The sequence below is a fragment of the Vibrio comitans genome, assembly GCA_024346835.1.
Lineage (GTDB): Bacteria > Pseudomonadota > Gammaproteobacteria > Enterobacterales > Vibrionaceae > Vibrio > Vibrio comitans.
Window position 1 is genome coordinate 2164567 of sequence record AP024866.1, and the last position, 26178, is coordinate 2190744.

Annotated in this window: 23 protein-coding genes; 9 read left to right on the plus strand and 14 right to left on the minus strand. The window is 42.1% G+C overall.

Going from position 1 to position 26178, the window contains the following annotated elements:
- Window positions 1-24: 24 nt before the first annotated feature.
- Complete coding sequence (locus OCU46_RS09930; RefSeq protein WP_141272616.1) at window positions 25-1368, plus strand: metal-dependent hydrolase family protein; 1344 nt, start codon at window positions 25-27, stop codon at window positions 1366-1368.
- A gap of 284 nt (window positions 1369-1652) precedes the next feature.
- Here the strand turns inward: OCU46_RS09930 and OCU46_RS09935 are convergent, their stop codons facing one another.
- From OCU46_RS09935 to OCU46_RS09975, 9 genes are all read right to left on the minus strand, one after another.
- Window positions 1653-3260, minus strand: a complete 1608-nt coding sequence (locus OCU46_RS09935; RefSeq protein WP_141272615.1) for a BCCT family transporter — start codon at window positions 3258-3260, stop codon at window positions 1653-1655.
- A gap of 285 nt (window positions 3261-3545) precedes the next feature.
- A complete protein-coding gene (locus tag OCU46_RS09940) occupies window positions 3546-4160 on the minus strand; it encodes an SDR family NAD(P)-dependent oxidoreductase (RefSeq protein WP_141272613.1) in 615 nt (204 codons plus the stop codon).
- A 124-nt stretch (window positions 4161-4284) separates the two neighbouring features.
- Window positions 4285-5448 carry a D-alanyl-D-alanine carboxypeptidase family protein gene (locus OCU46_RS09945; RefSeq protein WP_167495428.1) on the minus strand — a complete coding sequence of 388 codons (1164 nt, stop codon included), beginning with the start codon at window positions 5446-5448 and terminating at the stop codon, window positions 4285-4287.
- A gap of 529 nt (window positions 5449-5977) precedes the next feature.
- Entirely contained in the window at window positions 5978-6409 is a 432-nt protein-coding gene (locus tag OCU46_RS09950) for a hypothetical protein (RefSeq protein ID WP_141272610.1), read from the minus strand.
- Between the two features lie 48 nt (window positions 6410-6457).
- Complete coding sequence (locus OCU46_RS09955) at window positions 6458-6814, minus strand: hypothetical protein (RefSeq protein ID WP_141272608.1); 357 nt, start codon at window positions 6812-6814, stop codon at window positions 6458-6460.
- Between the two features lie 15 nt (window positions 6815-6829).
- Complete coding sequence (locus tag OCU46_RS09960; RefSeq protein ID WP_141272606.1) at window positions 6830-7327, minus strand: general stress protein; 498 nt, start codon at window positions 7325-7327, stop codon at window positions 6830-6832.
- 9 nt (window positions 7328-7336) lie between these two features.
- A complete protein-coding gene (locus OCU46_RS09965) occupies window positions 7337-7693 on the minus strand; it encodes an HdeA/HdeB family chaperone (RefSeq protein ID WP_167495427.1) in 357 nt (118 codons plus the stop codon).
- 783 nt (window positions 7694-8476) lie between these two features.
- Complete coding sequence (locus tag OCU46_RS09970; RefSeq protein WP_141272603.1) at window positions 8477-11515, minus strand: efflux RND transporter permease subunit; 3039 nt, start codon at window positions 11513-11515, stop codon at window positions 8477-8479.
- 10 nt (window positions 11516-11525) lie between these two features.
- Window positions 11526-12542, minus strand: coding sequence for an efflux RND transporter periplasmic adaptor subunit (locus tag OCU46_RS09975; protein ID WP_244311446.1), 1017 nt, complete (start codon window positions 12540-12542; stop codon window positions 11526-11528).
- Window positions 12543-12891: 349 nt separating this feature from the next.
- On the opposite strand from OCU46_RS09975, the gene OCU46_RS09980 reads away from it, so the two are divergent.
- The 3 genes from OCU46_RS09980 to OCU46_RS09990 all read left to right on the plus strand — a co-directional run bounded on the left by OCU46_RS09980 (window position 12892) and on the right by OCU46_RS09990 (window position 16575).
- Entirely contained in the window at window positions 12892-13170 is a 279-nt protein-coding gene (locus OCU46_RS09980) for a hypothetical protein (protein ID WP_141272599.1), read from the plus strand.
- A gap of 161 nt (window positions 13171-13331) precedes the next feature.
- Window positions 13332-14930: a bifunctional aspartate transaminase/aspartate 4-decarboxylase gene (locus tag OCU46_RS09985; protein WP_141272597.1), complete on the plus strand. Its 1599-nt coding sequence runs from the start codon at window positions 13332-13334 to the stop codon at window positions 14928-14930.
- Window positions 14931-15057: 127 nt separating this feature from the next.
- Entirely contained in the window at window positions 15058-16575 is a 1518-nt protein-coding gene (locus OCU46_RS09990; RefSeq protein ID WP_141272595.1) for a winged helix-turn-helix domain-containing protein, read from the plus strand.
- A gap of 23 nt (window positions 16576-16598) precedes the next feature.
- Here the strand turns inward: OCU46_RS09990 and OCU46_RS09995 are convergent, their stop codons facing one another.
- Window positions 16599-17468 carry a LysR family transcriptional regulator gene (locus OCU46_RS09995; protein WP_141272593.1) on the minus strand — a complete coding sequence of 290 codons (870 nt, stop codon included), beginning with the start codon at window positions 17466-17468 and terminating at the stop codon, window positions 16599-16601.
- A 117-nt stretch (window positions 17469-17585) separates the two neighbouring features.
- Here OCU46_RS09995 and OCU46_RS10000 point away from each other — a divergent pair, with 117 nt between their 5' ends.
- Entirely contained in the window at window positions 17586-18806 is a 1221-nt protein-coding gene (locus OCU46_RS10000; protein WP_141272591.1) for an MFS transporter, read from the plus strand.
- Window positions 18807-18928: 122 nt separating this feature from the next.
- Window positions 18929-19261, plus strand: coding sequence for a hypothetical protein (locus OCU46_RS10005; protein ID WP_141272589.1), 333 nt, complete (start codon window positions 18929-18931; stop codon window positions 19259-19261).
- A 79-nt stretch (window positions 19262-19340) separates the two neighbouring features.
- Here OCU46_RS10005 and OCU46_RS10010 read toward each other — a convergent pair whose 3' ends face one another.
- The gene (locus OCU46_RS10010; protein ID WP_141272587.1) at window positions 19341-20780 is read right to left on the minus strand and encodes an NCS1 family nucleobase:cation symporter-1; all 1440 of its coding nucleotides are present in this window, start codon (window positions 20778-20780) and stop codon (window positions 19341-19343) included.
- Between the two features lie 333 nt (window positions 20781-21113).
- On the opposite strand from OCU46_RS10010, the gene OCU46_RS10015 reads away from it, so the two are divergent.
- The 3 genes from OCU46_RS10015 (at window position 21114) to puuE (ending at window position 23512) form a co-directional block, all read left to right on the plus strand.
- The gene (locus OCU46_RS10015) at window positions 21114-21785 is read left to right on the plus strand and encodes a GntR family transcriptional regulator (RefSeq protein WP_141272586.1); all 672 of its coding nucleotides are present in this window, start codon (window positions 21114-21116) and stop codon (window positions 21783-21785) included.
- 3 nt (window positions 21786-21788) lie between these two features.
- Entirely contained in the window at window positions 21789-22520 is a 732-nt protein-coding gene (locus OCU46_RS10020) for an aspartate/glutamate racemase family protein (RefSeq protein WP_141272584.1), read from the plus strand.
- Between the two features lie 65 nt (window positions 22521-22585).
- Window positions 22586-23512: an allantoinase PuuE gene (gene puuE / locus OCU46_RS10025; RefSeq protein WP_141272582.1), complete on the plus strand. Its 927-nt coding sequence runs from the start codon at window positions 22586-22588 to the stop codon at window positions 23510-23512.
- 134 nt (window positions 23513-23646) lie between these two features.
- On the opposite strand, the gene OCU46_RS10030 is transcribed toward puuE, so the two are convergent.
- From OCU46_RS10030 to OCU46_RS10040, 3 genes are all read right to left on the minus strand, one after another.
- Window positions 23647-24162, minus strand: a complete 516-nt coding sequence (locus OCU46_RS10030; protein ID WP_141272580.1) for a porin family protein — start codon at window positions 24160-24162, stop codon at window positions 23647-23649.
- Window positions 24163-24515: 353 nt separating this feature from the next.
- Window positions 24516-25067 carry a DUF1349 domain-containing protein gene (locus tag OCU46_RS10035; protein ID WP_167495426.1) on the minus strand — a complete coding sequence of 184 codons (552 nt, stop codon included), beginning with the start codon at window positions 25065-25067 and terminating at the stop codon, window positions 24516-24518.
- Between the two features lie 10 nt (window positions 25068-25077).
- Window positions 25078-26106 carry a radical SAM protein gene (locus OCU46_RS10040; RefSeq protein ID WP_141272578.1) on the minus strand — a complete coding sequence of 343 codons (1029 nt, stop codon included), beginning with the start codon at window positions 26104-26106 and terminating at the stop codon, window positions 25078-25080.
- Window positions 26107-26178 lie beyond the last annotated feature (72 nt).

Consider the following 26178-nt stretch of genomic DNA (forward strand, 5'->3'; position numbering starts at 1 on the left):
TTGTCCAAAACGAAGAGGCACAACATGAAACTGAGTTCATTGAGCATAATCAGCACCCTACTCTCCACTTGTATATCACTTACCGCCATGGCCGATGAATCCACCATACTCATTAAGAATGTGAATATTTTTGATGGTGTTAATGAAGAACTCACTCAAAATGCAAATGTGCTTATCGTTGATAACCTAATCAAGACCATTTCAACTCAAGATATTACGTATGATGCTGCACAAGTTATTAATGGTGATGGGCGTACCATGGTCCCAGGCCTATCAGATGCACATACTCATATTATGTGGACAGATGACATTGAACACCTCATCTATGGCGCTCCAGAAGGTTGGTCAGGAACTCTAGCTGCGGTTAACGCGGGCGAAATGCTACAACGAGGCTTCACGACTATCCGCGATAACGGTGGGCCTGCATTTGGCTTAAAGCAAGCTATCGATGAAAACATAATTCCAGGCCCTCGAATCTTACCAGCAGGTGCTTTTATTTCTCAAACTTCCGGACACGGTGATTATGACAAGCGCATGTTTTACCTATCTCCGCACTTTACTGGTCAAATCGACAAAGCCTACATAAGAGGATGGGCAATCATTGCTGACGGCGTGCCAGAAGTACAAAAAGCAACACGAGATGTACTTCGCTCTGGCGCGACTCACCTGAAAATATTCGGTAGTGGCAGTATCACGGGCGCTCATGACCCATTAGATGTGGTCGAGTACACCTATGAAGAACTTCAAGCTATTGTGACTGAAGCAGATAAGTGGGGTACGTATGCCGCTATTCATGCATACAGTGATGAAGGTATTCAGAACGCAATTAAAGCTGGCGTAAAAAGTATCGAGCATGGTTTATTTGCATCAGAAGAAACCATGAAAATGATGAAAAAAAATGATGTTTGGTTTTCAACTCAGTTTTTAGCATTTAGTGTATCGCCAGAAACAGCAGGCATGACAGGCGATGCTGTGCCTAAGTATCTTCAAGCTCAGCAAGGCGCTCAACACGGTTATGAACGCGCTAAAAAAATGGGAGTAAAGATGACCTTTGGTACAGACATTTTAGGCTCACTCACTTTGCATCGTATGCAGAACCGAGAGTTTGTTGCTCGTAGCAAGTACTTCACGCCTTATGAAATTTTAAAGCAAGCGACTTCGTTAAATGCCGAGTTATTTGAATTGTCTGGAGAGCGTCATCCTTATAAAGAGGGGAAACTGGGTGTAATTCAAGAAGGCGCCTATGCCGACCTTTTACTAGTTAACGGGAATCCACTTGAAGACATCTCAATTTTAGCCCTACCCGAGACCAACTTAGCATTGGTTATGAAAGACGGCGTTATCTATAAAGATGCAATAACCAAGTAACGCAATGCCCTTAGTAACCCTGCCTTTATTGCTGAAAAACAGTAAGACAAAGGTGGGGTAACTTTTCTTTCGCTCAATCAAACTAACAACAGTGAATGTCATTTAAGTCGCTAATTCAATAGGTTATCCACCAAAAATGTACCTGATGATCATGTCAGTTAGTTGATTTAAGATTCAAGTACTACTTTAGTGGCCAATACGTGCATAACTGGACAATAAAAAAGCCTGAGTAGTCAAAACATACTCAGGCTTAGTTTCTTCATTTCACGTGTATTTTCAGACAGTTACATTTCTTCAGCGGTCACCGTATTGGATTTGTACTCATGCACCTCAGTTCTGAGGCCTTTTATCAAGCTAATGCACATCATGAGTAGCACCAGTGCAAATGGCAGCGCGGTTGTTACCACTCCTGACTGCAGAGCTTGCAACGCATCCTTACCACCAATCCACAGCATTACCGCAGCAATAGCACCGCCCATGCAGGTCCAAAATACGCGCTGTGGAACCGGTGCATCGACCTTGCCACCAGCAGTTATGCTGTCGATTACTAGAGAGCCTGAGTCAGCCGAAGTTACAAAGAATACGAGAATCAGTACCACAGAGAGTATGGATAAGATCGAACTAAGTGGCATCGCATCGTATACGTGGAACAAGGTTAACGAGATATCTGTTAACCCATTGGCTCCAAGTAGCCCAATTTTGTTCGCCACTTGATCAATGGCAATACCGCCAAATACTGACATCCAAACCAAGGTAACGGCTGTTGGGATTACGATAACAGCAATCAAAAATTCGCGAACCGTTCGGCCCTTTGAAATACGCGCAATAAACATACCTACGAATGGTGACCATGAGATCCACCAAGCCCAGTAGAATACGGTCCAACCATGCATCCATACACTATCTTCACGACCGTGAGGATTGCTCAGCTCAATGATATTTGCCGCATAGCCTGAGATCGTTGCCCACAAAGAAGGCAATACGCTATTCCAGCCGACAATGGTAACAAATACCAGCAGTACAAACGCAGCGATCATGTTGATATTACTCAGAATCTTAACACCACCATTGATGCCTCGCATTACTGACAGTGACGCAATAAAGGTTACTAAGGTAATGATGACCAATTGCGTGCCAATGCCGCCATCAAGGCCAAATACATGGTTGAAACCACTGGTCGCTTGTTGCGCGCCAAGGCCTAGAGAGGTTGCGAGTCCAAATAAGGTCGCCAACACAGCAAGAATATCAATGGTATGCCCCAACCATCCCCATGCTCGATCACCAAATATTGGGTAGAACGTAGAGCGGATAGAGAGTGGTAAGCCTTTGTTGTAGGCAAAGAAAGCCAATGACAGCGCGACTATCGCGTAAATGCTCCAACCGTGTAGGCCCCAGTGAAAGATAGTTGCACCAAGCGCCATTGCTTTGGCTTCTTCACTATAAGCCTCAACATTCAGCGGTGTACCATACCAATCAGTAAAGTATGCAACGGGTTCTGCAACACCCCAGAATAATAAGCCGATACCCATACCGGCAGCAAATAGCATGGCTATCCACGATAAGGTGCTGTGTTCTGATTCTGCGCTTTTACCGCCAATACGAATCTTACCCAAAGGTGAGAGTATCAGTGCAAACGCAAATAAAAGGAAAAAATTAGTGGCCCACATAAAGAACGAGTCAAACTGTTCGATGATGCCATTTTTAAGGGAGTTGAGGGAGTTGAGAGCGGTTGTAGGACCAACCAATAACAAGCTTATGAGGGTTACTATGATGAGAACTGCGCTAGTTCCGAACACGGGGTTATGTATATCGAAGCCCCATTTTTGAATATTATCCTGGCCTACCTCATAGTCGGTAGTTTCTATACTGTACTTCTTATTTTCATCATCCATAAATAAATATATTAGGTTGCGTTTCTAGATCTCTATCAATAGAGAAAAACAACAGAACAGTCCTCCGTTTAAGTTGTGCACGAAATTGTGCGCACACAGAGTAACATAGATCACATTTTCCTTCTAATTCGCTTACTCGATGAACATTGTAAGAACATATGTTGGTGATGAATTGCGAAATTTGAAGTTGGTAGGTACAGATAAGAAAACACCACTCAGATGAGTGGTGTTTTAAAAAGATGCTCTATTGTGTCTGCATAGCGGCTTACTTTTAGCGATCTATAGTCAGGCCTCTACACAATGGTAGATCTGCCCTACACTTCCTTCGCTCAATAAAAGCTCATGTACCAACCTAGCTACCTCGCCGCGATTGATAGAGCCATGAACTTCGCCTTGTTGTGAAAGCATTCCGCGCTGAGTTGCCTCACCGTCTTTTAGACCGCCAGGTCTTAAGATAGTGAAATCAAGAATACTCGTTTGCAGCCAAGATTCTGCTAAGGACTTTTCTCGAACAGAGTTACCAAAAACCTGCTTAGCCCTATCCGACAAGTACTGCCAACTGTCTCCACACCCTAGCGAAGTCACTAGAAGGAAACGCTTAATTCCCTTTGCTTGCAATGCATCAATAAGATAGCGATGACCAATATAATCAACGGGATTATCAGACTGGAAACTCCCCATACTGGAAATCACCCAAGTATCTTCAGCAATACCATCGATTGCCGCTTCCACTTGCCCTTTATCAGTGGCATCACACGTTAAGGTAGATACCGTGTCTAACATAGGGTTTCGGTTTGGATTTCGCGCTACTGCAGTAACATCAAACCCTTGCTCAACAAAATGAGCCACCATAGCAGCGCCTAAACCACTAGCTGCTCCCCAAATCACGATCTTTTGCATAAATACACCCAGTAAATGATAATGATTGTATTTTGCATTAAAGATATTAGAGATGCTAGTGGTCTATCACTAACTTTTGGCTATCAGCTTGATTTACAAGCGACCAGCGTTGCGGTTTTTGAGTTTAAGCCCAACCTAACCAAATACGAATGCGGTCAAACAATCGCTTGAAGAAACTGCCTGGCTCTACATTATGCAAAGCAACTAGTGGCACACTCTTAATGACTTGGTTATCGGAGCCCATATAGTTCAGAGTACCAATAGTTTCACCTTGATACACTGGTGCTTTTAGCTCATTAGGTAAGTCCACTACAGCCTGAATATTGTTACCTGCACCTCGGCGTACTGACATGAAGACATCTTCTTCAACACCGACACTAAGATGATTATCTTGTCCCATCCAGATACGAGTCGCGGTCACTTCAGCATTGGCTTCATGCGGCTTGATGGTTTCAAAGAACCTAAAGCCGTAGTTAAGTAGGCTCTTACTTTCAGAGGTTCGAGTATTGGCACTAGAGGTTCCCATAACCACAGAGATCAAACGCATATCTCCCTGAGTTGCCGTACTTACTAGGCTATAACCCGCACCTTTGGTGTATCCGGTTTTCATACCGTCCACATTCATGCTTTTATCTCTCAACAAGGCATTGCGGTTGTGTTGAGTGATGTTGTTGTAAGTAAAAGATGTTTCACTATAAAGCGGGAATAGCGTTGGAACGTCACGAATCAATGCCTGACCTAGCTTTGCCATGTCATAAGGTGTTGTAGATTGGTTTGGATCATCCAAGCCATGCGGATTCGCAAAATACGTGTTATTCAATTCAAGGCGTCTTGCCCAGTTGTTCATCAAGTCGACAAATGCGCCTTGAGAGCCGGCAACGTGCTCAGCGATAGCCACAGAGGCATCGTTACCCGATTGGACAATTAGACCACGGAGTAAGTCGCTAAACTGAACATTAGTGCCCACTTCAATAAACATCTTTGATGAATCATGGAAATTTCTAGCCCAAGCTTCGCGACTGATAGTAACGCTATCCGTCTTAGAGATGTTGCCGCGGTTGAGCTCTTGACCTGCGGTATAGCTGGTCATTAATTTGGTCAAACTCGCTGGTTTAAGCTGAGTGTGTGGATTGTGTTCAGCAATCACCTCTCCTGAATGGTAATCCAGAAGCACGTAACCCTTTGCAGAAAGAGACGGAGGATTTGGCAGCGCAATTGGCGCAGCCACAACAGAAAATGATAAGGATGCTAACAGCGTAAGAGTCAATCCGTTTAGTGTTCTTTTCATATTTTTTGGTAGAAACCAGTCCAGAGTTTTAGCCTCATATCGAGGCATTTCATTATATTTGGGTTGCATATGGTATTAGATAGCAACATTTCAGAAAATTCAGTCAGAACAGTGCAAAAAGTGAATGCGCTCATAAAATTTTACCTCTTTACATGCGATAGAACGCACTCCTTTACTATCAATTGAAATATTTAGTTACATATCTGTACATTTTGAATCGCTGACCCAATGTTTCTTCACTATAAGTATCTTCTCAATACACAAACAATGAAGCCCTAGCGCATAACGCTAGGGCTTCATTGTGTTCATACTAACTTATACCAATCGTACTAAATAACTGGTCATTCTAGCTTGTTAAAATGCTCGATAACTCCGTTAGAATTTTTGACTGTAAAATAACTACTTATCGAAAAATCCTGCCTTGTTCTCGAGCATTTTTCCTACGCTATTTCTGATCACTTACTTAGTGTAATTGGTATTGGGAGTTAAAGGTTGAACTGTCGATTGAACAACCTCGTTAGAAATGGGTTTACTCGTACTCTGTCACCTTAGCTACGTATTCAACCATATCGGAGTTGCCCATTTGGTTAGCATAAAGCTCTACAGAGAAATAAGTCGGGTTATCGCGATGGATCATCTTAGCGATAGTGTCACTGACTTTTTGTTGATTGATAATGCTATACACATTAAATGACAGGGTTTTAGTCAACCCAAGGTTTTTCGCCTCTTCTTTAGTGATGTAGATGTCGCGCATGTCTTTTTCAATATCCAACACAACACTTGAATGAGTAAATTCTGAGTCAGAAGCAATATAGAATTCTGCATCAGAAATTTCTTCAATCTGAGACATTTGATTTTCAAAGTTGGTTTCGTGTGTGATGTTTTTAGCAGCAACACCTTGAGCAAATGCTAGGGTTGAACATACTGCGATCATTGGTAGAACTTGTTTAATCAGTTTCATTTTTTGTACTCTTTAAGTTTTATGGATTGATAGATAGAAACGGTCTATCTATTCAATTTTTGAAATCACTGAGTCGCCGTTTTCTTTGGCGTCAGTTAGAAAATCATGTTTGCTGTCGTATACCATGCAGCCACTCTCTGCGTTGCAATTGACGATATACACTTCTTTCTTGCCACAACCTGCAACACCTACTTGATACTGTGGAACCTGCGCGCGATATAAATCTATCGTTTTTCGGTTCAGTACAGTTGTCGATACGGCATCACAACTAAACTCAAACTTACCTCTATTTGAAGCAGCTTCGGTTGCTTGAACTTGGTTGTCATTAAGAAATTCTTGGGTGCTGGTACAGCCCATCAAAGTGGCACTTGCCAATAGCGCAACCACCAATACTTTTACTTTCATACGGTTACTCTCTTGTTAGTGCACATGCACGTCATGCTGAGCAAGAATCTCTTTCGCTGAAGCAATTTCTTTCTCATCAAGGTCTAATACAATCAGGTAGTTATCTGTTTTAATGGCAGTTTCATACTTAATGATGCTGTCTTTTGGCACGCCAATGCTTGCCAATGCTCCGCCAAGAGCTCCAGCCCCACCCGTGATCGCTGCCCCCTCTATAGCGCCAACAAGAGTCGTCACTAAAGGTCCTGCTACAAATAGCGCACCAAAGGTAGGTATCCAGAACATGCCTGATCCTAAAAGCGCTCCCCATACACCACCCCATAAGGCTCCGGCTTTACCCCAAGACTTCACGCGGTCGGTAATATTGTAAAAGCCAGTAGCGTGTTCCTCTGTTTGATAGCCCTTACCGATAATCGACAAGTGATTAATATCAAACCCTTGATTAACGAGTGTCGAAACAGCGTCTTCTGCCTTCTTGTGGGTATTGACTACCGCGACAATTTTGTTCTTTTTCATATTCAGCCTCTACATTGCCACTTCAACGTCATTTGCAATTTTTGCTTTTTCAGCAACGTGGCTATCAACCACTTCAACTGCTTTTACTTCGGGTGTCACAGTGCACTCTTCAACAATCGAGGCAATTTCAACATCAACTAGATCTTGAACCTCAATAACATCGACTTCTGTATCGTCAGCATTCACCGCATACAGATACCCAACCGTAATCGGCATGATTTCTTCATCCAGTTCAACAAACTGGCCACAAGTGATTTGATCAACGTTTTCCTGAATAACTACATCGCCTTGCGCTTGTGTTGATGCAAACGCTGATGCACTCATGATAGAAAGCACAAGAGCTGACAAACCTAGTGATTTTTTCATTTTTAATTCCAATATCTTCATTTAATAGTTTCGATTGAAAAGTCGATGCCATGCGCTCATTGGCGTTAAAGCAGTACCTTTCATCACTGACACGAATTACGAGAAGAGGCTTACTCATTCATAATCGGGTAGCCGAAAAAGAGAAATTCCTTTAGCGGTACCTTGTGTTGATGGGAAGGAGTTTATGAGGAAAAAGGAATGAATCCATAACGCAGTAATCAGCTTACTGTAAAGTTAAAATAATCAAATAAATACAATGACTTAAAAGTATCGATTAATCTTTTCTTTATTTGGTTTATCTCTATTAGGCTATTGTGGTCAATGAAATTCAAAGGGGAATTGTCGAATGGAAGTTCTTATGTTTAGGTAACTAATTACCAAGATGAAAAAGCAAGCTCTGTAGCCGTATCCTTCATTGGTTATGGTTACTTCAGGCGTAGGTTCTTTGGCTGCTAAACAGTGATGGTGGTCTGACTAAACGGTGAATTTTCGCATCTATTACACAGGTAAACTGATGCTGGAAGATGTAATACTATCAGGGACAAACTGGCAACTACTGGTTGGCAACATAGTAAGTAATGCAGATGACAGTGACACATTTTGCAGGAAGAAAACGACAACGAACTATAGGTGTGACTAAGAAAGAGAGGCTATTTTGATTCATCACAGAATCAAACGAAGAAGTACATGTGTAGAACCATACTCCGCGTTGAAAACAAAAAAAGGACGGGCCAAGTAAGCCCATCCTTTTTACATGTTTTACTCAAGACTGATCAGCTTGGATTACTCTTCTTTGCTATGGTCCTCAGCTAAGAAGGTGTAAATAGTTGGCACAACAAATAGTGTGAATAGCGTGCCAATCGACATACCCACCGTAATCACAAGACCAATTGCAAAGCGGCTTTGAGCACCCGCACCCGCTGCAGTTAGTAGTGGTACAACCCCAATAACCATAGCGGCAGTGGTCATGAGTATTGGTCTTAGTCGCTCGCTTGCAGCTTTAATAGCGGCTTGGCGTCTATCTCCATTGCACTCTTTTTGAATTTGGTTCGCAAACTCTACAATTAAAATACCATGCTTACTAATCAAACCAATTAACGTAACTAGACCGACCTCAGTGTAAATATTCAAGGTATCTAACCCAAGATATAATGGAATCATGGCGCCAAATATAGAAAGAGGCACACTGGTCAAGACTATTAGTGGATCTCGGAAGCTTTCAAATTGAGCCGCCAATACCAAGTAGATAATAATCAAAGCTAAGAAGAAGGTGCCAATCAACGAGCTTCCCTCTTCAACGAACTGTCTTAGCTGACCTGATGAGTCTACTGAATACGATTTTGGCAAGATTTCATCTGCGCCTTTAAGCATCACTTCATAGGCTTCACCAACACTGATGCCTGGCATCATCTTACCTTCAATGGTTGCGCTGTTTAGCTGCTGGAACTGATCCACCGATGATGGTTGAACAGATTCAGTAATATCCACCAGCGCTGACAGTGGAACCATGTCACCGTTATTCGAGCGAACGTAATACTTGCTAATATCATCCGCTGAACTTCGATCATCACGAGATACCTGGGTAATGACCTGATAGCTGCGCTGATCTAGTGCGAAATAGTTAATAAAACCCTCACTGATATAGCGCGTTAGCACATTACCTACATCTTGTGCATTCACATTCATCAGCGCCGCTTTATCTCGGTTGATAGAAATCTCTAACTGCGGCTTCGCAAACTTAAGATCGTTTTGAACATAGATAAACTTACCACTACTCAGTGCGTACTCTTTCAGTTTCTCAGCGTACTGATACAAATCTTTATAAGATCCAGTTGGCGTCTTGATCACCATCTGAAACGGAAGGCCTTGCGCAGTACCTGGTAAATCGGGCGGTGAGATTGTGAACAGCTGAAGACCAGGGTCTGTGGCTGTGTCTTTGGTGAATCGGCCCATAATATCTTGCGCCGTTGCATCACGCTCTTCCCAATCTTTCAATACACCCAGGCCAAAGAAAGTTTGATCATTGTTATAACCGTTTACCATTAGTGTCATATCCGTTTCTGGATAGTCCATCATTTTATTCGATAGTGACTCAGTAAAGTGCGCAAGATAATCCGTATTGCCTTGCTGTGGCCCATTACCCATCATGATAACAACGCCCTGGTCTTCTTGAGGCGCCAATTCATTAGATGTATGAGTGAACATGAACACAAGAGAAACCAAGAATGTCGCCACCAAAGGCCAAACTAGCTTTCTGTTGTTAATCACAACGGTAAGCACTCGAATATAACGATTAACCAGAGCTTCAATAATATGGTCAATCTTCTTAACCATCTTGCCCTCTAAGATCTGCTTGTTAAGCATCTTTGAGGTCATCATTGGTGTCAGCGTTAATGCAATGAAACCTGAAATCAGTACCGAACCCGCCAAAGTAAACGCAAATTCCGTAAACAGTTTACCCGTTAGACCACCCATGAAACCAATCGGAGCATAAACCGCTGCCAAGGTAATGGTCATCGCAATAACAGGGCCACATATCTCGCGTGCACTCTTAATTGCTGCTTCTACTGGGCTCGCGCCTGTTTCTAAATGCCTAAAGGTGTTTTCTACCACAACGATAGCATCATCCACCACCAGCGATATGGCTAATACCATAGCCAATAGCGTTAACAAGTTAATGCTAAAGCCAAGCGCCATCATAAAGAACATAGAGCCTATCAATGATAGTGGTATGGTGATCAGCGGGATCAACATTGCGCGCATTGAACCTAAGAACGCAAAGATCACGATAACAACAATCAATGCCGCTTCTGCTAGTGTCTTTGTTACTTCATCAATAGAGCTGTTAATGAACTTTGTAGAGTCATAAATAACGTTTGCATTGATGCCCGGAGGCAAGCTGTCTTCTACTGAAGGCAATAATTTGTATGTATCTTCCACCACTGAAATTGGGTTAGATGTCGATGTATTGCTGATAGCGGTTACGATGGCATGATTACCATTAAACATAACTTGTTCGTTGTAGGTCGCCGCCCCCAACTCTACCGTCGCAATGTCTTTAATATGAACTATCTGTCCATCTTGAGCTTTTAACGCAATGTTCTTAAAGTCTTCAACAGTTGCTGCATCTGTATGAGCATTGATGTCGACTTCAATGAAGCTACTTTTCACCTTTCCGGCTGCACTTACTGTGTTACTAGTCTTAATCGCATTTTGAACATCAGAGGCCGTCAGGCCATACACTGCTAATTGATTTGGTTTTAGCCAAATGCGCATTGCAAAGTCACTCTTACCTAGGATATCAACCTTAGATACTCCATCTACAGTCGAGAACGTTGGCTTTACCACACGACTAACATAATCAGAGATCTGTTCAGCTTTTAACGTATCGCTCTCAAAAGAGACATATAAGATAGGTGACTGCGAGGTCGATTTAACAATACTCGGATCCTGAGTGCCCGAAGGCAGACGGTATTTCACCTGCTGCACCAATGATAATATTTCAGTCAAGGCGCGGTCTGTTGGAAAATCCAACTTCAGGTTTACAGTAATCAAAGACTGACCCAGAGTACTCTTTGAGGTCATATAGTCGATGCCCTCTGCTTGCGCTATCTGCGCTTGAAGCGGCTGAGTCACATACCCCTGCACGCTTTGAGCACTCGCTCCAGGATATACGGTAGTAACGGTAATCACTCCCGTTTCAATTTCTGGGTATTGGCGAACTTGAAGCTCAGTAAACGCCTTAAGGCCAAGAACCAGAAGCACTAAGCTCAGAACGACGGCCAGCACCGGTCGCCTGATAAATAAATCAGTAAATTTCATTCTTATGACCTTACTTAGTTACAGGAGGAAATGGTTTTGAGTTGTTGATCAATATGATTGAACCCTTCTTCAACTGTTGCTGATTAGAAGTCACAATTTGATCGCCATTTTTCAGTCCCGATACCACACCAACGTAGTCATCATGTTTAGGACCCGTTTTAATTAAGCGCTGCTCAACCTTATAAGTTGCAGCCCCCTTTTCAGAGGCTTTGGTAGGTTCACCTACTACAAAAACGGTATCGCCATACAAAGAGTAATTTACCGCAATATCGGGAACAGGCATCACGGTTACAGGAAGGTTCAAATCAATCTCAGCATCCACATACATTCCAGATACTAACGAATTAACCTCATCCGATATCAGTGCACGAACCTCAATGTTATGTGATTGAGAATTAGACGAAGGCTGAATCGCAGTCACTGTTGCGTGATAAGTTTTTCCTTCAAATGCGCCGCTGGTGAAAGTGACATTTTGTCCCTCACTCACCTTGCCCTTGTATTCTTCTGGAATGTACATATCAACGAAATAATGGTCAGTGCTCTCTAGTTCAACAATAAAAGAACCTGGCGTTAGATAATCACCTACATCAATAGTGCGAATACCGACTTTACCGCTAAATGGTGCTCGGATTTTCATGTGTTCAATTTGAGTTGCGATATAAGCTAGACTTGCTCGCTCTGCATTATATTGAGTACGAGCTTGGTCCACAGAATTTTGAGATACGTTATTACCAACAAGCAATTTCTTTTTCCTTGATAGTTCTATTTTAGCTAGATCAAGTTTTGCTTTTTGACTTTTGTATTGAGCCATTAGAAGCGAGTCATCTAATGTAACGACTACATCACCTTTATTGACAAACTGTCCTGATTTAAAATGTACAGTCAATACTTGGCCTGAAATTTGAGTGGTGATATTTGTTGATTCTTCTGACTCAACCTCACCAATAATATTCAAATAACTCTTCCACGGCGATTGCTGTGGTTTTACAGTAGTCACTGAGACTGGGGGAAGTTTAAATTCCTTCACTTTCTCACTAACTATTTTGTTTTTGATAAAATTGAATCCAAAAACAAATGACAATATAAGCAGTATTAATACGCCTACAATAAAAATAGCTTTCTTAGACATGGTGCTCTCTACTTTCTAAATGGGTTGTGTTGTTGCCTGTATACTCTCCCTTTATGAACATAATTTAATCACAACCAAATAATGTATATCTAATGTCAGATAAAATTTTTATAACACATAAAAATCAATTGCTTAAAAGAAAAATAAGCAATAAATCAAATAGGTATTTGTTATTTCATTCTTATTTTTTCTTTTAACTAACACCGTAGAATAGGCTCCAGTTAATTCAATAACCCTGGAGATAAACATGTCAGAGAAACAACAACACAATGCACATACGACTGCAGAGAAAATGAAGCATAAGTATGGTACTGAAGTAGAACACAAGCACAATAAAGACCACATGCAATATGAAGATAAAGAAAAGTCTCATCCACATAATAAACATGGTGGTAGTAATGAAGGCCATAAACATTTAATCAATCATCATTCTGATGGTCAGCATGATCGTCATCATAATGATAAAAAGCATGATCATAAGAAACACACGAGAAACCACCATAAAACATCGACTACAAACAAATAGAATCAATATGTTTGTATAAAAAATCAACATATATGGCTAACCAATAAAGATCATATTGTTAGCTCCCTATACAGCGCAGAAATAACATCATTATTCCTGGATAAGTAAAAGCAACAATCTATTTAAACAAATACTTTAAAAAATAAACTGAGAACTAAATTATGAACCGTAATGAAGAAAAACAACTTGAAACTCTAAGCCCATTTGAGATTAAAAATACGTTAATTGAGTTAGCAAGTCATAGTCAAAAATCTATGGTCAATGCTGGCCGTGGTAACCCAAACTGGGTTGCAACTGAGCCACGTAGTGCATTCTTCCAGCTAGGTTTATTTGCGCTTCAAGAAGCGAGCACCTCTTTTCAACAATACGATGGCTTTGGTGGTATCGGTTCAGAAGATAATATCTCAGGTCGTTTCCTGCGCTACTGCGAAGACAATGAACAAGCTGAGGGTGTTGCGTTCTTGCTTAATGCCTACAACTACCTAACTTGCCTACAAGACTTCAATGGCGATGAACTTGTCTATGAATGGGTATCTGGCATCCTAGGTGACAACTATCCTGTTCCTGATCGCATGCTTAAATACTCAGAAAAAATTGCACGTAAATATCTTGAGCAAGAAATGTGTCATGGCCCGGCACTACCAGAATCACCAATGGACCTTTTTGCTGTTGAAGGTGGTACTGCTGCGATGGTTTACATCTTCAATACACTTAAGAGCAACCGCCTGCTTAATTCTGGTGACAACATTGCTATTGGTGCGCCTATTTTCACTCCATACATCGAGATGCCAGAGCTTGAAGACTACAACCTCAATAAAATCGAGATCATGGCAACTGAAGAAGCTGCATGGCAGATCCCTGATGTAGAGCTAGAAAAACTGAATGACCCATCAATCAAAGCGTTTTTCTTGGTGAACCCAAGTAACCCTGGCTCAGTAAAGCTGAGTGATGAGACTCTATACAAAATTGCCGATATTGCTAAAAAACGCCCTGAGCTGATCATCTTAACAGATGATGTGTACGGTACGTTTGCTGACGACTTTACGTCTCTAGCAATGATTGCGCCACGAAACACTATTTTGGTGTATTCATACTCAAAATACTTTGGTGCAACAGGCTGGCGTCTAGGTGTTGTTGGTTTAAGCGAAGACAACATTTTAGATCGCATGATTGCTGATCTTCCTGAGGATGTTCGAGCGCAGCTTACTGCTCGCTACAGCGGCATTAGCTTGGATCCTGCTAACTTGAAGTTTATTGACCGTCTAGTTGCTGATAGCCGTGCAGTAGCACTTAACCACACTGCTGGTCTTTCTACTCCACAGCAAATTCAAATGACGATGTTCTCACTAGCTTCACTATTAGAAGAAGGTAAGCAATATCAAAAAGACGCCAAGCAGATCGTTCGCAACCGCTACAACGCTCTAATGAAAGAAAGCAAAAAAGATCCAATCGTAAGTGGATTTAACATGGATGGAGCGTTTTATTACGCTGAGATTGATGTAAAAGACATCATTGAAACCACTTATGAGGCGTCATTCTTTGAATGGATGGAAAATGAATTTGAGCCATTGGACTTCATTGTTCGCCTAGCTTCAGAGTATGGCATCGTGGTTATGCCTGGTGCTGGTTTTGATGCTCCAAACTGGTCGCTAAGGGTTTCTCTAGCCAACTTAGAAGATGAGCAATACTCACTTATCTCTACAGCAATCAACAAGATGTTTGACGAATACTACCAAGAATATCTTGCAACTGAGGCATAAGCCTAATCACACCCAAGTCATCTTAACGGGTGACTTGGGTGGATATTTTCCATTTAACCATTGATGTCGTTGAATCACGTCATTTTCAGCAATAATTTCAAGAAAAATAGTAGGGTTAACAGTGCATATGAAAGAGAATAAAGTTCATTATAAGGTAGGCGACTGGCTCTTTATTCCTTATGAAGATAAGTTCATCTTAGACGGCAAAGACTTCTTAATTGAGAAACGTCTTTCGAACTTATTCGTTTTCCTTTGTCAGCACCCTCATCAAATCTTCTCTCGTGATGAACTGATCAACGAAGTGTGGCATGGCATGATCTTAACGGATCAGGTGATTACACAGGCGATCTTCGAGCTGCGAAAAATACTAAAGCAAAATGGTGAACATCCATTTGGCTATATTGTTACGGTCTCAAAACGCGGTTACAAACTGGATTCGGATGTCGAGCTTATTGAGCTTGAAAATCATCCTAAGCCTATTGCTATGCCTCGTACTACTGAGCAAGTATTGCCTAGTGATATCGAAGAAAAGCCAGCTAAAACCGAGGTTTCATCTAAAGCAAAAAGGATATTGATACCTAAAATCTCTAAAAAGTATTCTCAGTTTGGGTCAATATTTGCCTTTATCTTGCTTGTCTCTATCAGCATAGGGGCAAGATATCTCAACGATCGCCATGAACAGCTAATAACGCAGGCAAAAGAACAACTACCGGCTCCTTCATATCTCTCCTATGAGCCTAGATACATCCAGTTGATCTACGCATCAAATATACAGGGTCATAGATTGGGAACAGGGTTAAGCATGTATCTACTGCGCCAACTAAAAACTTATAAAGACTTTAGAATCATTAGCAATAACGAAACGGCGAAAAAAGCGGCCAATGTTATTGTTCTCGATATCATCAATCATGATGGCGATGACTATCTTACTGTCAAATTCAACAACAAGATTAGCGGAGCGCAGCACTTGAGCCGAAACTATAATTTAGATTCGGACAGCCTACAGCGTACTCTTAATGTCGCTTTGGATGATATGCTCGACGCTTTCAGTATTGATGTAGATAAACAAGAGATTGCCAATAGAGTCAATGAACTTCCGCATAACCCTGACGCGTTGCAATACACATTAAGCGCATTTTCAGCCTCACCTGACATTATTCGTAATAATGATGCTTTGATGGATCTATCAAGATCGCTGCAGATTGAGCCTAATAACCAATATACCTACAGCGCTAACTATATGCTCAAGCTTATCAATACCTATCTTTTGAATGAGCACTCGATGGATCAAGAAGTGGCCAAGTTGAATCAGGATCATGAAACAATGCTCACGCAATTTTATGAGCAAGATGTGACCTCTTTTAGAACTCTAGAGGCGTTAGCAATGCTTTCACTGTCTAAAGACTTACCTTTGGACGCGAGAAAATATCTTAAAGAGATACCCTATAACCAACGTACTGTTTTCTATTACCTCACTTTCGCAAAACTCAGTGAAGCAACTGGTGACACCATAGGAGCAGAAGAATATTACCATCACGCGATGACTGAGGTTGATTCATCAGAATTACTGTCTATTGGTGAAGTGATGTTTTTTGATAGCTCACTCAAGCAGATAAAAGAGAAAGTCGAGTCGTTAACGTTATAGTGGGGTTCGAGTATTCAACGTTACTACACATAGCGTTTTACAAACTCAATAAAGGTTCTATCGGCAATGGATAAATAGCCTTGTTTGCGCCAAGCTAAACCGAGGTCTAAGGTAACAGGCGGAGTAAATGGGATCCCAACGATCCCACTTTCATACTCCGTAACTAAATCAAGCAAGGCGGTGATCGCAAACTCTTGCTTAACGATACTTAAAATCATAGGAAGCAAATTGGTTTCAAAAGATGATTTCATAGATAAGCCATTTTCTTCACTCACCTGATCGAGAAAGTCCCGATGAAAGTAGCCATGTTTGAACATCACCAGCTCATACTCAAAGAACTCTTCAAAACCGATATTTTTCTTATTAGCTAGCTCATGCTCAGAACCCACAACCGCCACCATCTGACTTGTGAACAAGTGGTCAACATGCAAATCATCTGGCACATCATCACAATTAATCACCCCAAGGTCCAAGTCCCCCTCAAGTAACATTTTACGAATGGAGCGTGTACCCGCTTCAACCAGTGTCAGCTTTAAATCGGGGTATTGGCTCTTAAACGCCATCACCACACGTGGAAAGAAATAGCTCCCCATCATTGAGGGCGCGCCCAAACGTACCTCACCTTTCTGTAAACCTTTCAGCTCATCGATTGCTAAGGTGGCATCATGAAGTTGCTGGATGACACGCTGAGCATGCACCAGTAATACTTCGCCCTCTTTGGTTAAACTGACCCTTTTTTCCTCGCGGCGAAATAACACCACTCCTAACGATTGCTCAAACTTCTTAATCGATATGCTAAGTGCCGGCTGTGCTATGTGAATTTCTTTGGCTGCTTGGGTGAAGTTGCCATGTTTAGCTACCGCCAAAAAGTGCTTGAGCTGCTTGGATTCCATGAGATCAAAAATATATGGGAACAATATTTTTAATATATTTCTTATATTAAAGACCTGGTGATAGCCTAATCACACTTTGTACATTCTTTTGGCGTATCACCATAAAATGAGGTAAACATGGTCAGCTTTGGTTCACCAGAATACAAACGTATTACCCTCTCTCTCGCACTAGGGTCGTTTTTAGTATTTTCCAATCTGTATTTACTTCAACCTATGTTGCCAGCCTTTGCTGTGCAGTTTGCAGTATCTGAAACCCAAGTTAATTGGCTGTTTGCTTCAACAACATTGGCTCTGTCATTCAGCTTGGTTCCTATGGCGGTGATCTCAGAGTCTGTTGGAAGACGACCAGTGATGATGTTTGGATTACTGGCAATCCCAGTAGTCTCTGGGCTTATGCTATTGGGTCAATCGTTCTTATTTTTGGTGATTTGCCGAGCTATTATTGGCGTCGCGCTTGCTGCTTTTGCCGCTGTTGCTGTGGCGTATATGGCAGAAGAACTTGATAGCAAAGCCTTTTCAATGGCCATTGGTAGCTACATAGCAGCTAACTCTCTAGGTGGAATCGCAGGCCGGATCAGCGGTGGATTAATTGCGGATCACTACAGCGTCGCAACCGCGATTCAAGTCGCTCTAGTGTTTACATTAATCGGGGCATTGCTCGTAGGATACTTATTGCCAAAACAGCAAGGCTTCACCCCCTCCTCTCCAAGCTTTCATCATCAACACAGAGCGATAGTCGGCCACTTCAAGAACCAGAAAGTGTGGATTGCTATGCTCATTGGAGGCATCAATTTCTCGTTGTTTGTGAACCTATACTCTGTAATGGGGTTTCGCCTAGTCGGCGCTCCGCACAATGTTCCTGTTGGTTTGGCTTCACTGATTTTTGTCTGCTATCTAGCTGGCACCTTTAGTTCTAAATGTGCAGGGCATTGGACCCGCCACTTCTCTCCGATTCAAGGCATGTTTTTAGGTTCGCTACTCAGTATGCTTGGAATGTGGATTGCCCTACTGGAGCACCTTGGCGCCATGATGATAGGGCTGCTTTTAATTAGCTTTGGGGCTTTTTTCACTCATACCCTTGCCTATGGATGGGTTGGCCGCAAAGCGATACACGCCAAAGCGACAGCAACTGCGTTATACCTGGTTCATTACTACATCGGCGGCAGTTTAGGTGGGTTCTTACTGCTTTATTGCTGGCAGCATGGCGGGTGGTCTGCAGTCGTATTTGGCGGAACAACACTCTTTATTGCGATGTTTTTGGCGATTGCCCTACTCAAGCGGATCGACAAGCATGAGTCGTCGAACGATGAAGGCATATTCATTTCCAAGAAGGCATAAATTAGAACGCTTAATATACAGCAACTCAGAGTGCTGTTACTGCCTGTTGCAAAATTGACAAACAAACTCTGAGCTAATGCTTATAATGTCGCTTTCTCGCATTAATTGATGGCACATAGACAATGAAAAAGAGCTTTATCGCTTTGTTTTTATTAATTTTAACTGGGTGTACACACAATCAAGCTAAAAACCTAAATGCCAACACATCTGCGGTTAACCTCTATCCTCAGTACATGTCCAATATGCAACTTTGCGATACCTTGTACTACGGGCGACGCACCAATCAGACGCATGCGGCGATAGGTGCTGAATTCAACCGAAGAGGTCTTTCCAAAAGTTGGTGTCAACGAGAAACCAATAAGCTCTATGTAGTTCATGCTTATGAATACTTATCCAAAAAGATCGATAGTGACTCCAGCGGCGAAGCCTCGGCTGTGGTGTTGCCAGCCAATTAAAGACTCTTAGTTAGCAATACTGAACATATTAAAAAGGGCTATCCATAAAATGGATAGCCCTTTTAGCTTATGAGTTACATTAAGATTGTTTGGCAAGCGCCGACTGTCCGGCCCAAGACAAACGCTTCTGCATTAAAAACTTATAGACGAAGGCCGATAAAAAGCCACCGATAAACAGCGCGTAATTCGCAAGTTCAGTGATAAAGAAAGTCGAAAGTATTGCGGCCATACTTGCTATAACAAGAGCGTATACACTATTCATATTGATACCATCTTTGTACCAATACAGCCCTTGCGGAGACTCGGTGTACAGTGAGGGCACATCAATCTTCTCTTTCTTAATAAAGAAGTAATCCACGATAATAATGCCATAAAGCGGGCCAATCATTGCTGCCAACACGTCTACGGTATAGTGAATCACTTCTGGGTTATTAAATAGATTCCATGGCGTAAGCAATATCGAGCCAAATGCCGCAATAAATCCACCCGTTTTAAAACTGATTTTTTGTGGGGATACATTTGAGAAGTCAAAGGCTGGCGCGACAAAGTTCGCCACAATATTGATACCTACCGTTGCAAAAATGAAGGTCAAAGCACCTAAAACAGTAATCATTCCGGAGTCTAAACGCTTCACCGTTTCAACTGGATCAACAATCATTTCGCCAAACACTGGGATAGACGCAGAGACAATAATCACACTGAACAACGAAAACAAAATGAAGTTCACTGGCAAACCCAAAATGTTACCTATTTTAAGTTTCTTATAAGAACCACAGTAACGTGAGAAGTCGCTAAAATTAAGTGTTGGACCAGCAAAATAACCCGCAACAAGCGCAGTTGCGACAATCATCTGCATTATCGCTTCTGTTCCAACTAAAGACTCTTTGCCTAAGTTAAAGCTAATGTTTTCCCACCCAGCCAAATTAATCATATAGCCACACAGAGCAAACATCGCTAAATAGATCGCAGGCCCAGACCAGTCGATAACCTTACGAATCATGTTCATTCCAAACATAAAGACGATCGCCTGCAACACCCACATCGCACTAAAGCCAACCCAACCAAGATACGAAAGACCTAAAAAGTGACTGTTAGCCAATGTTTCCGTTTGTGGGAAAAAGTAGAGTAATAAAATGATAAACGAGCTAGAGGCCAAATACGTTTGAATGCCATACCAAACAACCGCTATCAATCCGCGAATAACCGCGGGAATGTTGGCACCAAATACTCCAAACGACATCCTAGCTACTACCGGAAAAGGGATGCCCGCTTTTTGACCAGGTTTCCCCATTAAGTTAGCAAATAGCAAAACAATAGATATACCAGCAAGTAAGCTGATAAAGACTTGAATACCATTTAAACCAAGGGCAAATAAACTAGCAGCAAATACATAACCACCAACGCTGTGAACATCCGACATCCAAAAAGCAAAGATACTGTACCAACCCCATTCTTTCTTTTCTTCTGGGGCTAGATCCTCATTGCTCAATCTTGGACTAACAGGTAATTCCGTTTTCATAGACACATCTCCATGTATTGTTGTATACAATCTTCAATACAATTTGCGTGCCAACATTTGAATCCCTTATGAACACTAAGTATTTTTGTAAATAACCATCTAAATTAGTGATCTATCGCACCAAAATTAAACATTTCGCGCCTTTATGGTGCTTATTTGGACCAATTTATTTATCTGCCTATACACCCCCTATTGATGCACAAACCGCGCTAACCCTTTACTATCCTTTACCTATATAAGTAAAAATATTGTATACAATTATAAATTTGATAAATCGCAAAAATGGTATACATATTGCATCCATACTAAAGAACAAATAAGGAAGACTAGACAATGGCAAATGATGAAAAAGTCTATCAGAAGATTTTAAAAGCAATCGTCGAACACAAACTTGAACCAGGAGTACGTCTTCCAGAAGACAAGCTTTCTGAAGCCTTTGGGATTAGCCGCACAGGTATTCGCAAGGTATTACAACGCCTTGCCCTAGAAAGTTTTGTGGTTATACAACCAAACAAAGGCGCGCACGTGAATAACCCGAGCCAGCAAGAAGCTGAAGACGTATTGCGTAGCCGGATCATGCTAGAACCGCTACTTATTACCGATATTCTTGCGAACTGGGACGAGCAAAGTTCGTGCCGCTTCAGAGCAATGGTCAGTGAAGAGAAAAAAGCGGAGCAACGAAAAGATTTAGCGTCTTCTATACAACTGACTGCCCGCTTTCACTTTGAGCTAGCAAAGCAATCGGGTAATTCAGTCCTAGCAAATTTCATTGAACAACTCTGTTATCGCTCTTCTCTCATCATCGCCGCCTATGGCTCGCGCAGCAGCGTGAGCTGTGATTGTGGCGATCATTCTGAGTTTCTGGATCTACTGGATAACAATCAGGCTGAACAAGCTATCCATTGGATGACTCATCACCTAGAAATGATCAAGTCTTCACTCAACCTTGAGTCGAGCCAGTCGCAACCAATTAACTTTCAACAACTTTTCTCCAATATGGACTAATGAATGAAAATAAACCTTATCAACCCTAATACTTGTCAGGGTATGACAGACAAAATAGCCATCAGTGCACACAGTGTAGCCCTACCGAATACTATGATCATGGCTTCTTCACCTACCAATGGTCCCGAGAGTATTGAGAGTGCTTTTGACGAAACTATCGCTGCGGCGGCTCTATTGGATTTGATTCAGCAAGGCGAAGAGCAAGGGGTGGATGCGCATATTATTGCTTGCTTTGGGGATCCTGCCCTTGATGCAGCAAGAGAAATTGCCACCAAGCCTGTCATAGGTATCGCTGGTGCGGCCTTTCAACTCGCGAGTTTAGTGAGCTATCGATTTGGCGTGGTGACAACAATGACCAGAACCTTACCTGCCAGTGAGCACCTGTTACAGCGCTATGGTTACCAACATTTATGTAGCGGAGTTCGAGCAACGGATATCGCTGTCCTCGATCTCGAGTCCATCGACCTCGATACCTATCAAGCGTTAAAAGGGGAATGTCTAAGAGCCATAAATGAAGATGGCGCAGAAGCCATAGTTCTTGGCTGTGCCGGAATGTCTGATTTAGCGGATGAGCTTTCAAAGCAACTCGAAGTTCCAGTCATTGATGGTGTAGTTGCTGCGGTAAAACTTGCAGAATCGCTGCATCAGTTAAAGCTCACCACATCCAAGCAAGGGCAGTACGCAAAACCCCTCCCTAAAGCATTTTATGGGCAATTCAAACATTGGAGTCAGTAACACTTCTTTGTAGCCCCTTTTTTGGCAATTTTTCTCATTAGCGACAACAGCACAAGGTTTTAATTATGGATGAATTCAACCCTCGCGATTACATCGGGTACGGCAGAGACAATGTCCCTCACGCCAACTGGCCAAATAAGGCAAAAATAGCCATCCAATTTGTCCTCAATTATGAAGAGGGTGGCGAGAATTGCGTTCTGCACGGTGACCAACACTCAGAGACCTTTTTATCAGAAATCGCTGGCGCCGAAGCCTATGCCGACCGACATATGAGCATGGAGTCTATGTATGAATATGGTTCTAGAACCGGCGTTTGGCGGATATTAAATGAGTTTAAACAGCGCCAACTTCCTCTTACCGTGTTTGGCGTGGCAACTGCACTCCAACGTAATCCCGAAGTCACCAAAGCGATTATCCAAGATGGGCACGAGATTGTTTGTCATGGCCTGAAATGGATTCATTATCAACACATGCCGAAACAAGAAGAGCGTCAACACATGCAACAGGCGCTCGATATCATCCAAGAGCTAACAGGAAAGCGTCCTATCGGCTGGTATACAGGTCGAGATTCTCCCAACACACGAGAACTCGTTTCACAGCAAGATGGGCTGCTTTACGACTCTGATTATTATGGCGATGACCTTCCATTTTGGGCGCAAGTTCCTGCCTATGAGGGCGCCGAGACAACTCGACCTCACCTCGTTATCCCTTACACGCTAGATACTAACGATATGCGATTTTCTTCGCCGTATGGGTTCAGTCATGGTGATGAGTTCTTTCAGTATTTGAAGGATCACTTCGACTGCTTGTACGCTGAGGGGGAAACTAAGCCGAAAATGATGTCTATTGGACTACATTGCAGAATCATAGGTAAACCGAGCCGCTTTATGGCACTGAAACGGTTCCTAGATTACGTTCAATCATACGAAAATGTATGGATAGCAACCAGAGAAGATATTGCAAAACACTGGATTGAACATCATCCAGCCTAAATACTTGCAAAACTAGTAACAAGCTAAATATATTTTCAATAGATTATGAAATGTGATTGTAATTAGGTAAGTAAGCTAAACAAATAAAAAGTGGGCACTAGGTAGTGCCCACTTAAATAATTAGTTACGTTGAATTAGAAGTGATAATCCACTGACAGCATAACTTGTTGAGAGTTATCAATCTTAAGACCTTTTTCTTCAAAGTCTTGGTCCAGGTAGCGGTAAGAAACTTCTGCAGACCATGAATCGTTAAACTCATACATTGCACCTACCTGACCACCCCAAACAAATTCTGTTGAGCTTTCATTGCCCATTTCGCTGTCTGCTACACCCATTGATGCGCCGGCAAATAGGTTGATATTATCGTAAACTGGCAGTAAGTAATCGTATGAAGCGACAAACTTAGACTGCTCAAGCTTGTCCATGTAACCGACTGTGCCCATAACACGGTGATGGTCATTCAATATTGCACCACCACGTAGCTCAAATGCGACATCTTCACCGTTCGTTGCACCAGGACCGCTTGTGTCATCAAACTGGTAACCTACACCGCCACCAGCAAACCAATCTACGTCTAGGTCAGATGCGAAAGTAGGCGCAGAAACTAGAGCTGAAACAATAAGAGAAGAGATAGCTGTTAATTTTTTCATAATATCCACCAAAGTAAATGTTGCTGTTATTAATAAACTAGAGCTGCTTGTTATTAGTGCTCTTCGTTTCGATGGAGTAATAATGACTTTTTTCAGCACTTAATATAACTGATGAAATTACTAGGCTGTGTTGGTAAATATACTAGTTAAACATATTACTTGGGTGAATCGGTATGAACCCGCTATATAAGCTTGAATTCGAACAATATAATAAGCTCGATACAAAGGCTCTATTTTAAATTAGGCGAAGCGCTGAGAAGCATTCTTTAATTTCAATGAGACTTTGTTGCGCAGCCACTGTTTGCAACTCCCATTCACCGCTATCTGATGTTTCTTTCAACAATGTCACGCTTCTACAGCGACTCTACCAGCAATTCCGAGAAATGCGCAGTATTTGGCTCTAGCATGGAGCCACTGAAAGTGTAAAGCATCAATCCTCGCTCTTTGTTTTGCAGTACTTCAGTAGTCCCTATGAGCTGCCAATGAGTACCGCCATCAATGGAAAACATCGCAGCAACACTAGTTTGACTCTTCTCAAGCCTTAACGTGACCTCGTCACCAGAGTAATCCAACAACGCATTAACTCTAGGCCTACCATTACTCTCCGTTACAAACACTAGAGATAATCGACCATCAAACATCTCTTTACTGATCTTGATGTAATTATCATCATCCCAATAAATACCTATACCCGCTTGTTCAAAAGCTCGATTTGGCACAAGGTTTATACTGGCTTGCACTGCGTATTCTGTCGTATCTGTAGCTTTAAAGAACAGGTTATTTCTAGCCCTGCCACCAAACCCCCACATGTTCCCCTCTGCTACTTGAACCTTTAGGATATTATCTTCAATAACCCATGGGCTGTGATGTGGATTTGGACATTGCCATTTTTGTAGCTCAAGCATAGTTACTCTCCTAAATCATTCTTTGGCGAAGATGGTAGAAGACCTCTTCAATTGCTGTGGGGTTAGTATTGCCAATCTTGCTAAGTTGCTGCTGGACTGTATCAAAGTAGAGGCGGTTTTCCATATCTTGCAACCTAGTGTAATAGTGGATACGACGCCCTAGTATGAAGTTATTCTGCTCATCACTATCCATGCTCAAAAATCGGTCAAGCGTAGATAGCAAGTTGTGCTTCGCTACAGGCAATCGCCCGCTTAACTCCATCAAAAGATTAATAGAGTGGTAATTCCCATACTGGCTACTAATGCCGTCTAACAAACTGATTAGCTTTCTTTGTTCCTCCACCATTTCTTTTTCGGTCAGTGGCGTAAAAGCACCTTGTTGAACCATGTCATCAAGATCTGTTCCTGCTTTAACCGCAAGGGTTAGTACACGTATTTCTTCTGGGTTGATTTGATTCAGTAACTCAGCCGTACCCGTTACATGACTCTCAGAAAGTTCTTTGCCACCCAAACCCATGATGATAAATGTCATCATCTTCATACCTGCTTGCTTTGCATATTCTGCAGACTTAAGAATTGATTTAGGGGTTATGCCCTTCTTCATTTTCTTTAGTACGTCAATCGAACCTGACTCCATCCCGCAATACAGCATATTCAAACCCGCGTCACAGATAGCCTTCATTTCTTGTGGCGTCTTTTTGGTCATGGTCTGCGCTCTTCCATAAGAACTAATTTGTTCTAACTCAGGAAATGTTTGCTTAAGTGTCTGTAGCACCTCAAGTAAATCTGTAGTTTCCATCGCAAACGAATCACCATCTTGCAGAAAGCATCGAGTGAACTTACGATCTTTATAAAATGCTTTTGCTGCCCAGATATCACGATTGATATCTTCTACTGGACGAATAGAGAACTCCATATCATCAAATAGGGTGCAAAAGCTGCATTTATTCCATGGACACCCTTGGGTTGTGCGGATCAATAAACTATCGGCTTCTGATGGAGGACGAATAGGCCCTTGCTGAAAATGAAGTTGTTGCATAGCTGGCACTGTCTCAGTCAATTACGAATAGCCCGTATGCTACGACTTGCCACCTCAACGAAAAACACTATA

Excerpts from the sequence above, each read along its gene's own strand:
- OCU46_RS09940 (WP_141272613.1), bottom strand. The coding sequence starts at position 4,160 with ATGCAAAAGATCGTGATTTGGGGAGCAGCTAGTGGTTTAGGCGCTGCT.
- OCU46_RS10015 (WP_141272586.1), top strand. The coding sequence starts at position 21,114 with ATGGCAAATGATGAAAAAGTCTATCAGAAGATTTTAAAAGCAATCGTC.
- OCU46_RS10035 (WP_167495426.1), bottom strand. The coding sequence starts at position 25,067 with ATGCTTGAGCTACAAAAATGGCAATGTCCAAATCCACATCACAGCCCA.
- OCU46_RS10000 (WP_141272591.1), top strand. The coding sequence starts at position 17,586 with ATGGTCAGCTTTGGTTCACCAGAATACAAACGTATTACCCTCTCTCTC.
- puuE (WP_141272582.1), top strand. The coding sequence starts at position 22,586 with ATGGATGAATTCAACCCTCGCGATTACATCGGGTACGGCAGAGACAAT.
- OCU46_RS10005 (WP_141272589.1), top strand. The coding sequence starts at position 18,929 with ATGAAAAAGAGCTTTATCGCTTTGTTTTTATTAATTTTAACTGGGTGT.
- OCU46_RS09935 (WP_141272615.1), bottom strand. The coding sequence starts at position 3,260 with ATGGATGATGAAAATAAGAAGTACAGTATAGAAACTACCGACTATGAG.
- OCU46_RS10040 (WP_141272578.1), bottom strand. The coding sequence starts at position 26,106 with ATGCAACAACTTCATTTTCAGCAAGGGCCTATTCGTCCTCCATCAGAA.
- OCU46_RS10020 (WP_141272584.1), top strand. The coding sequence starts at position 21,789 with ATGAAAATAAACCTTATCAACCCTAATACTTGTCAGGGTATGACAGAC.
- OCU46_RS09970 (WP_141272603.1), bottom strand. The coding sequence starts at position 11,515 with ATGAAATTTACTGATTTATTTATCAGGCGACCGGTGCTGGCCGTCGTT.
- OCU46_RS09995 (WP_141272593.1), bottom strand. The coding sequence starts at position 17,468 with ATGGAATCCAAGCAGCTCAAGCACTTTTTGGCGGTAGCTAAACATGGC.
- OCU46_RS09955 (WP_141272608.1), bottom strand. The coding sequence starts at position 6,814 with ATGAAAGTAAAAGTATTGGTGGTTGCGCTATTGGCAAGTGCCACTTTG.
- OCU46_RS09965 (WP_167495427.1), bottom strand. The coding sequence starts at position 7,693 with ATGAAAAAATCACTAGGTTTGTCAGCTCTTGTGCTTTCTATCATGAGT.
- OCU46_RS09945 (WP_167495428.1), bottom strand. The coding sequence starts at position 5,448 with ATGAAAAGAACACTAAACGGATTGACTCTTACGCTGTTAGCATCCTTA.
- OCU46_RS09985 (WP_141272597.1), top strand. The coding sequence starts at position 13,332 with ATGAACCGTAATGAAGAAAAACAACTTGAAACTCTAAGCCCATTTGAG.
- OCU46_RS09960 (WP_141272606.1), bottom strand. The coding sequence starts at position 7,327 with ATGAAAAAGAACAAAATTGTCGCGGTAGTCAATACCCACAAGAAGGCA.
- OCU46_RS09950 (WP_141272610.1), bottom strand. The coding sequence starts at position 6,409 with ATGAAACTGATTAAACAAGTTCTACCAATGATCGCAGTATGTTCAACC.
- OCU46_RS09930 (WP_141272616.1), top strand. The coding sequence starts at position 25 with ATGAAACTGAGTTCATTGAGCATAATCAGCACCCTACTCTCCACTTGT.
- OCU46_RS10010 (WP_141272587.1), bottom strand. The coding sequence starts at position 20,780 with ATGAAAACGGAATTACCTGTTAGTCCAAGATTGAGCAATGAGGATCTA.
- OCU46_RS09990 (WP_141272595.1), top strand. The coding sequence starts at position 15,058 with ATGAAAGAGAATAAAGTTCATTATAAGGTAGGCGACTGGCTCTTTATT.
- OCU46_RS09980 (WP_141272599.1), top strand. The coding sequence starts at position 12,892 with ATGTCAGAGAAACAACAACACAATGCACATACGACTGCAGAGAAAATG.
- OCU46_RS10030 (WP_141272580.1), bottom strand. The coding sequence starts at position 24,162 with ATGAAAAAATTAACAGCTATCTCTTCTCTTATTGTTTCAGCTCTAGTT.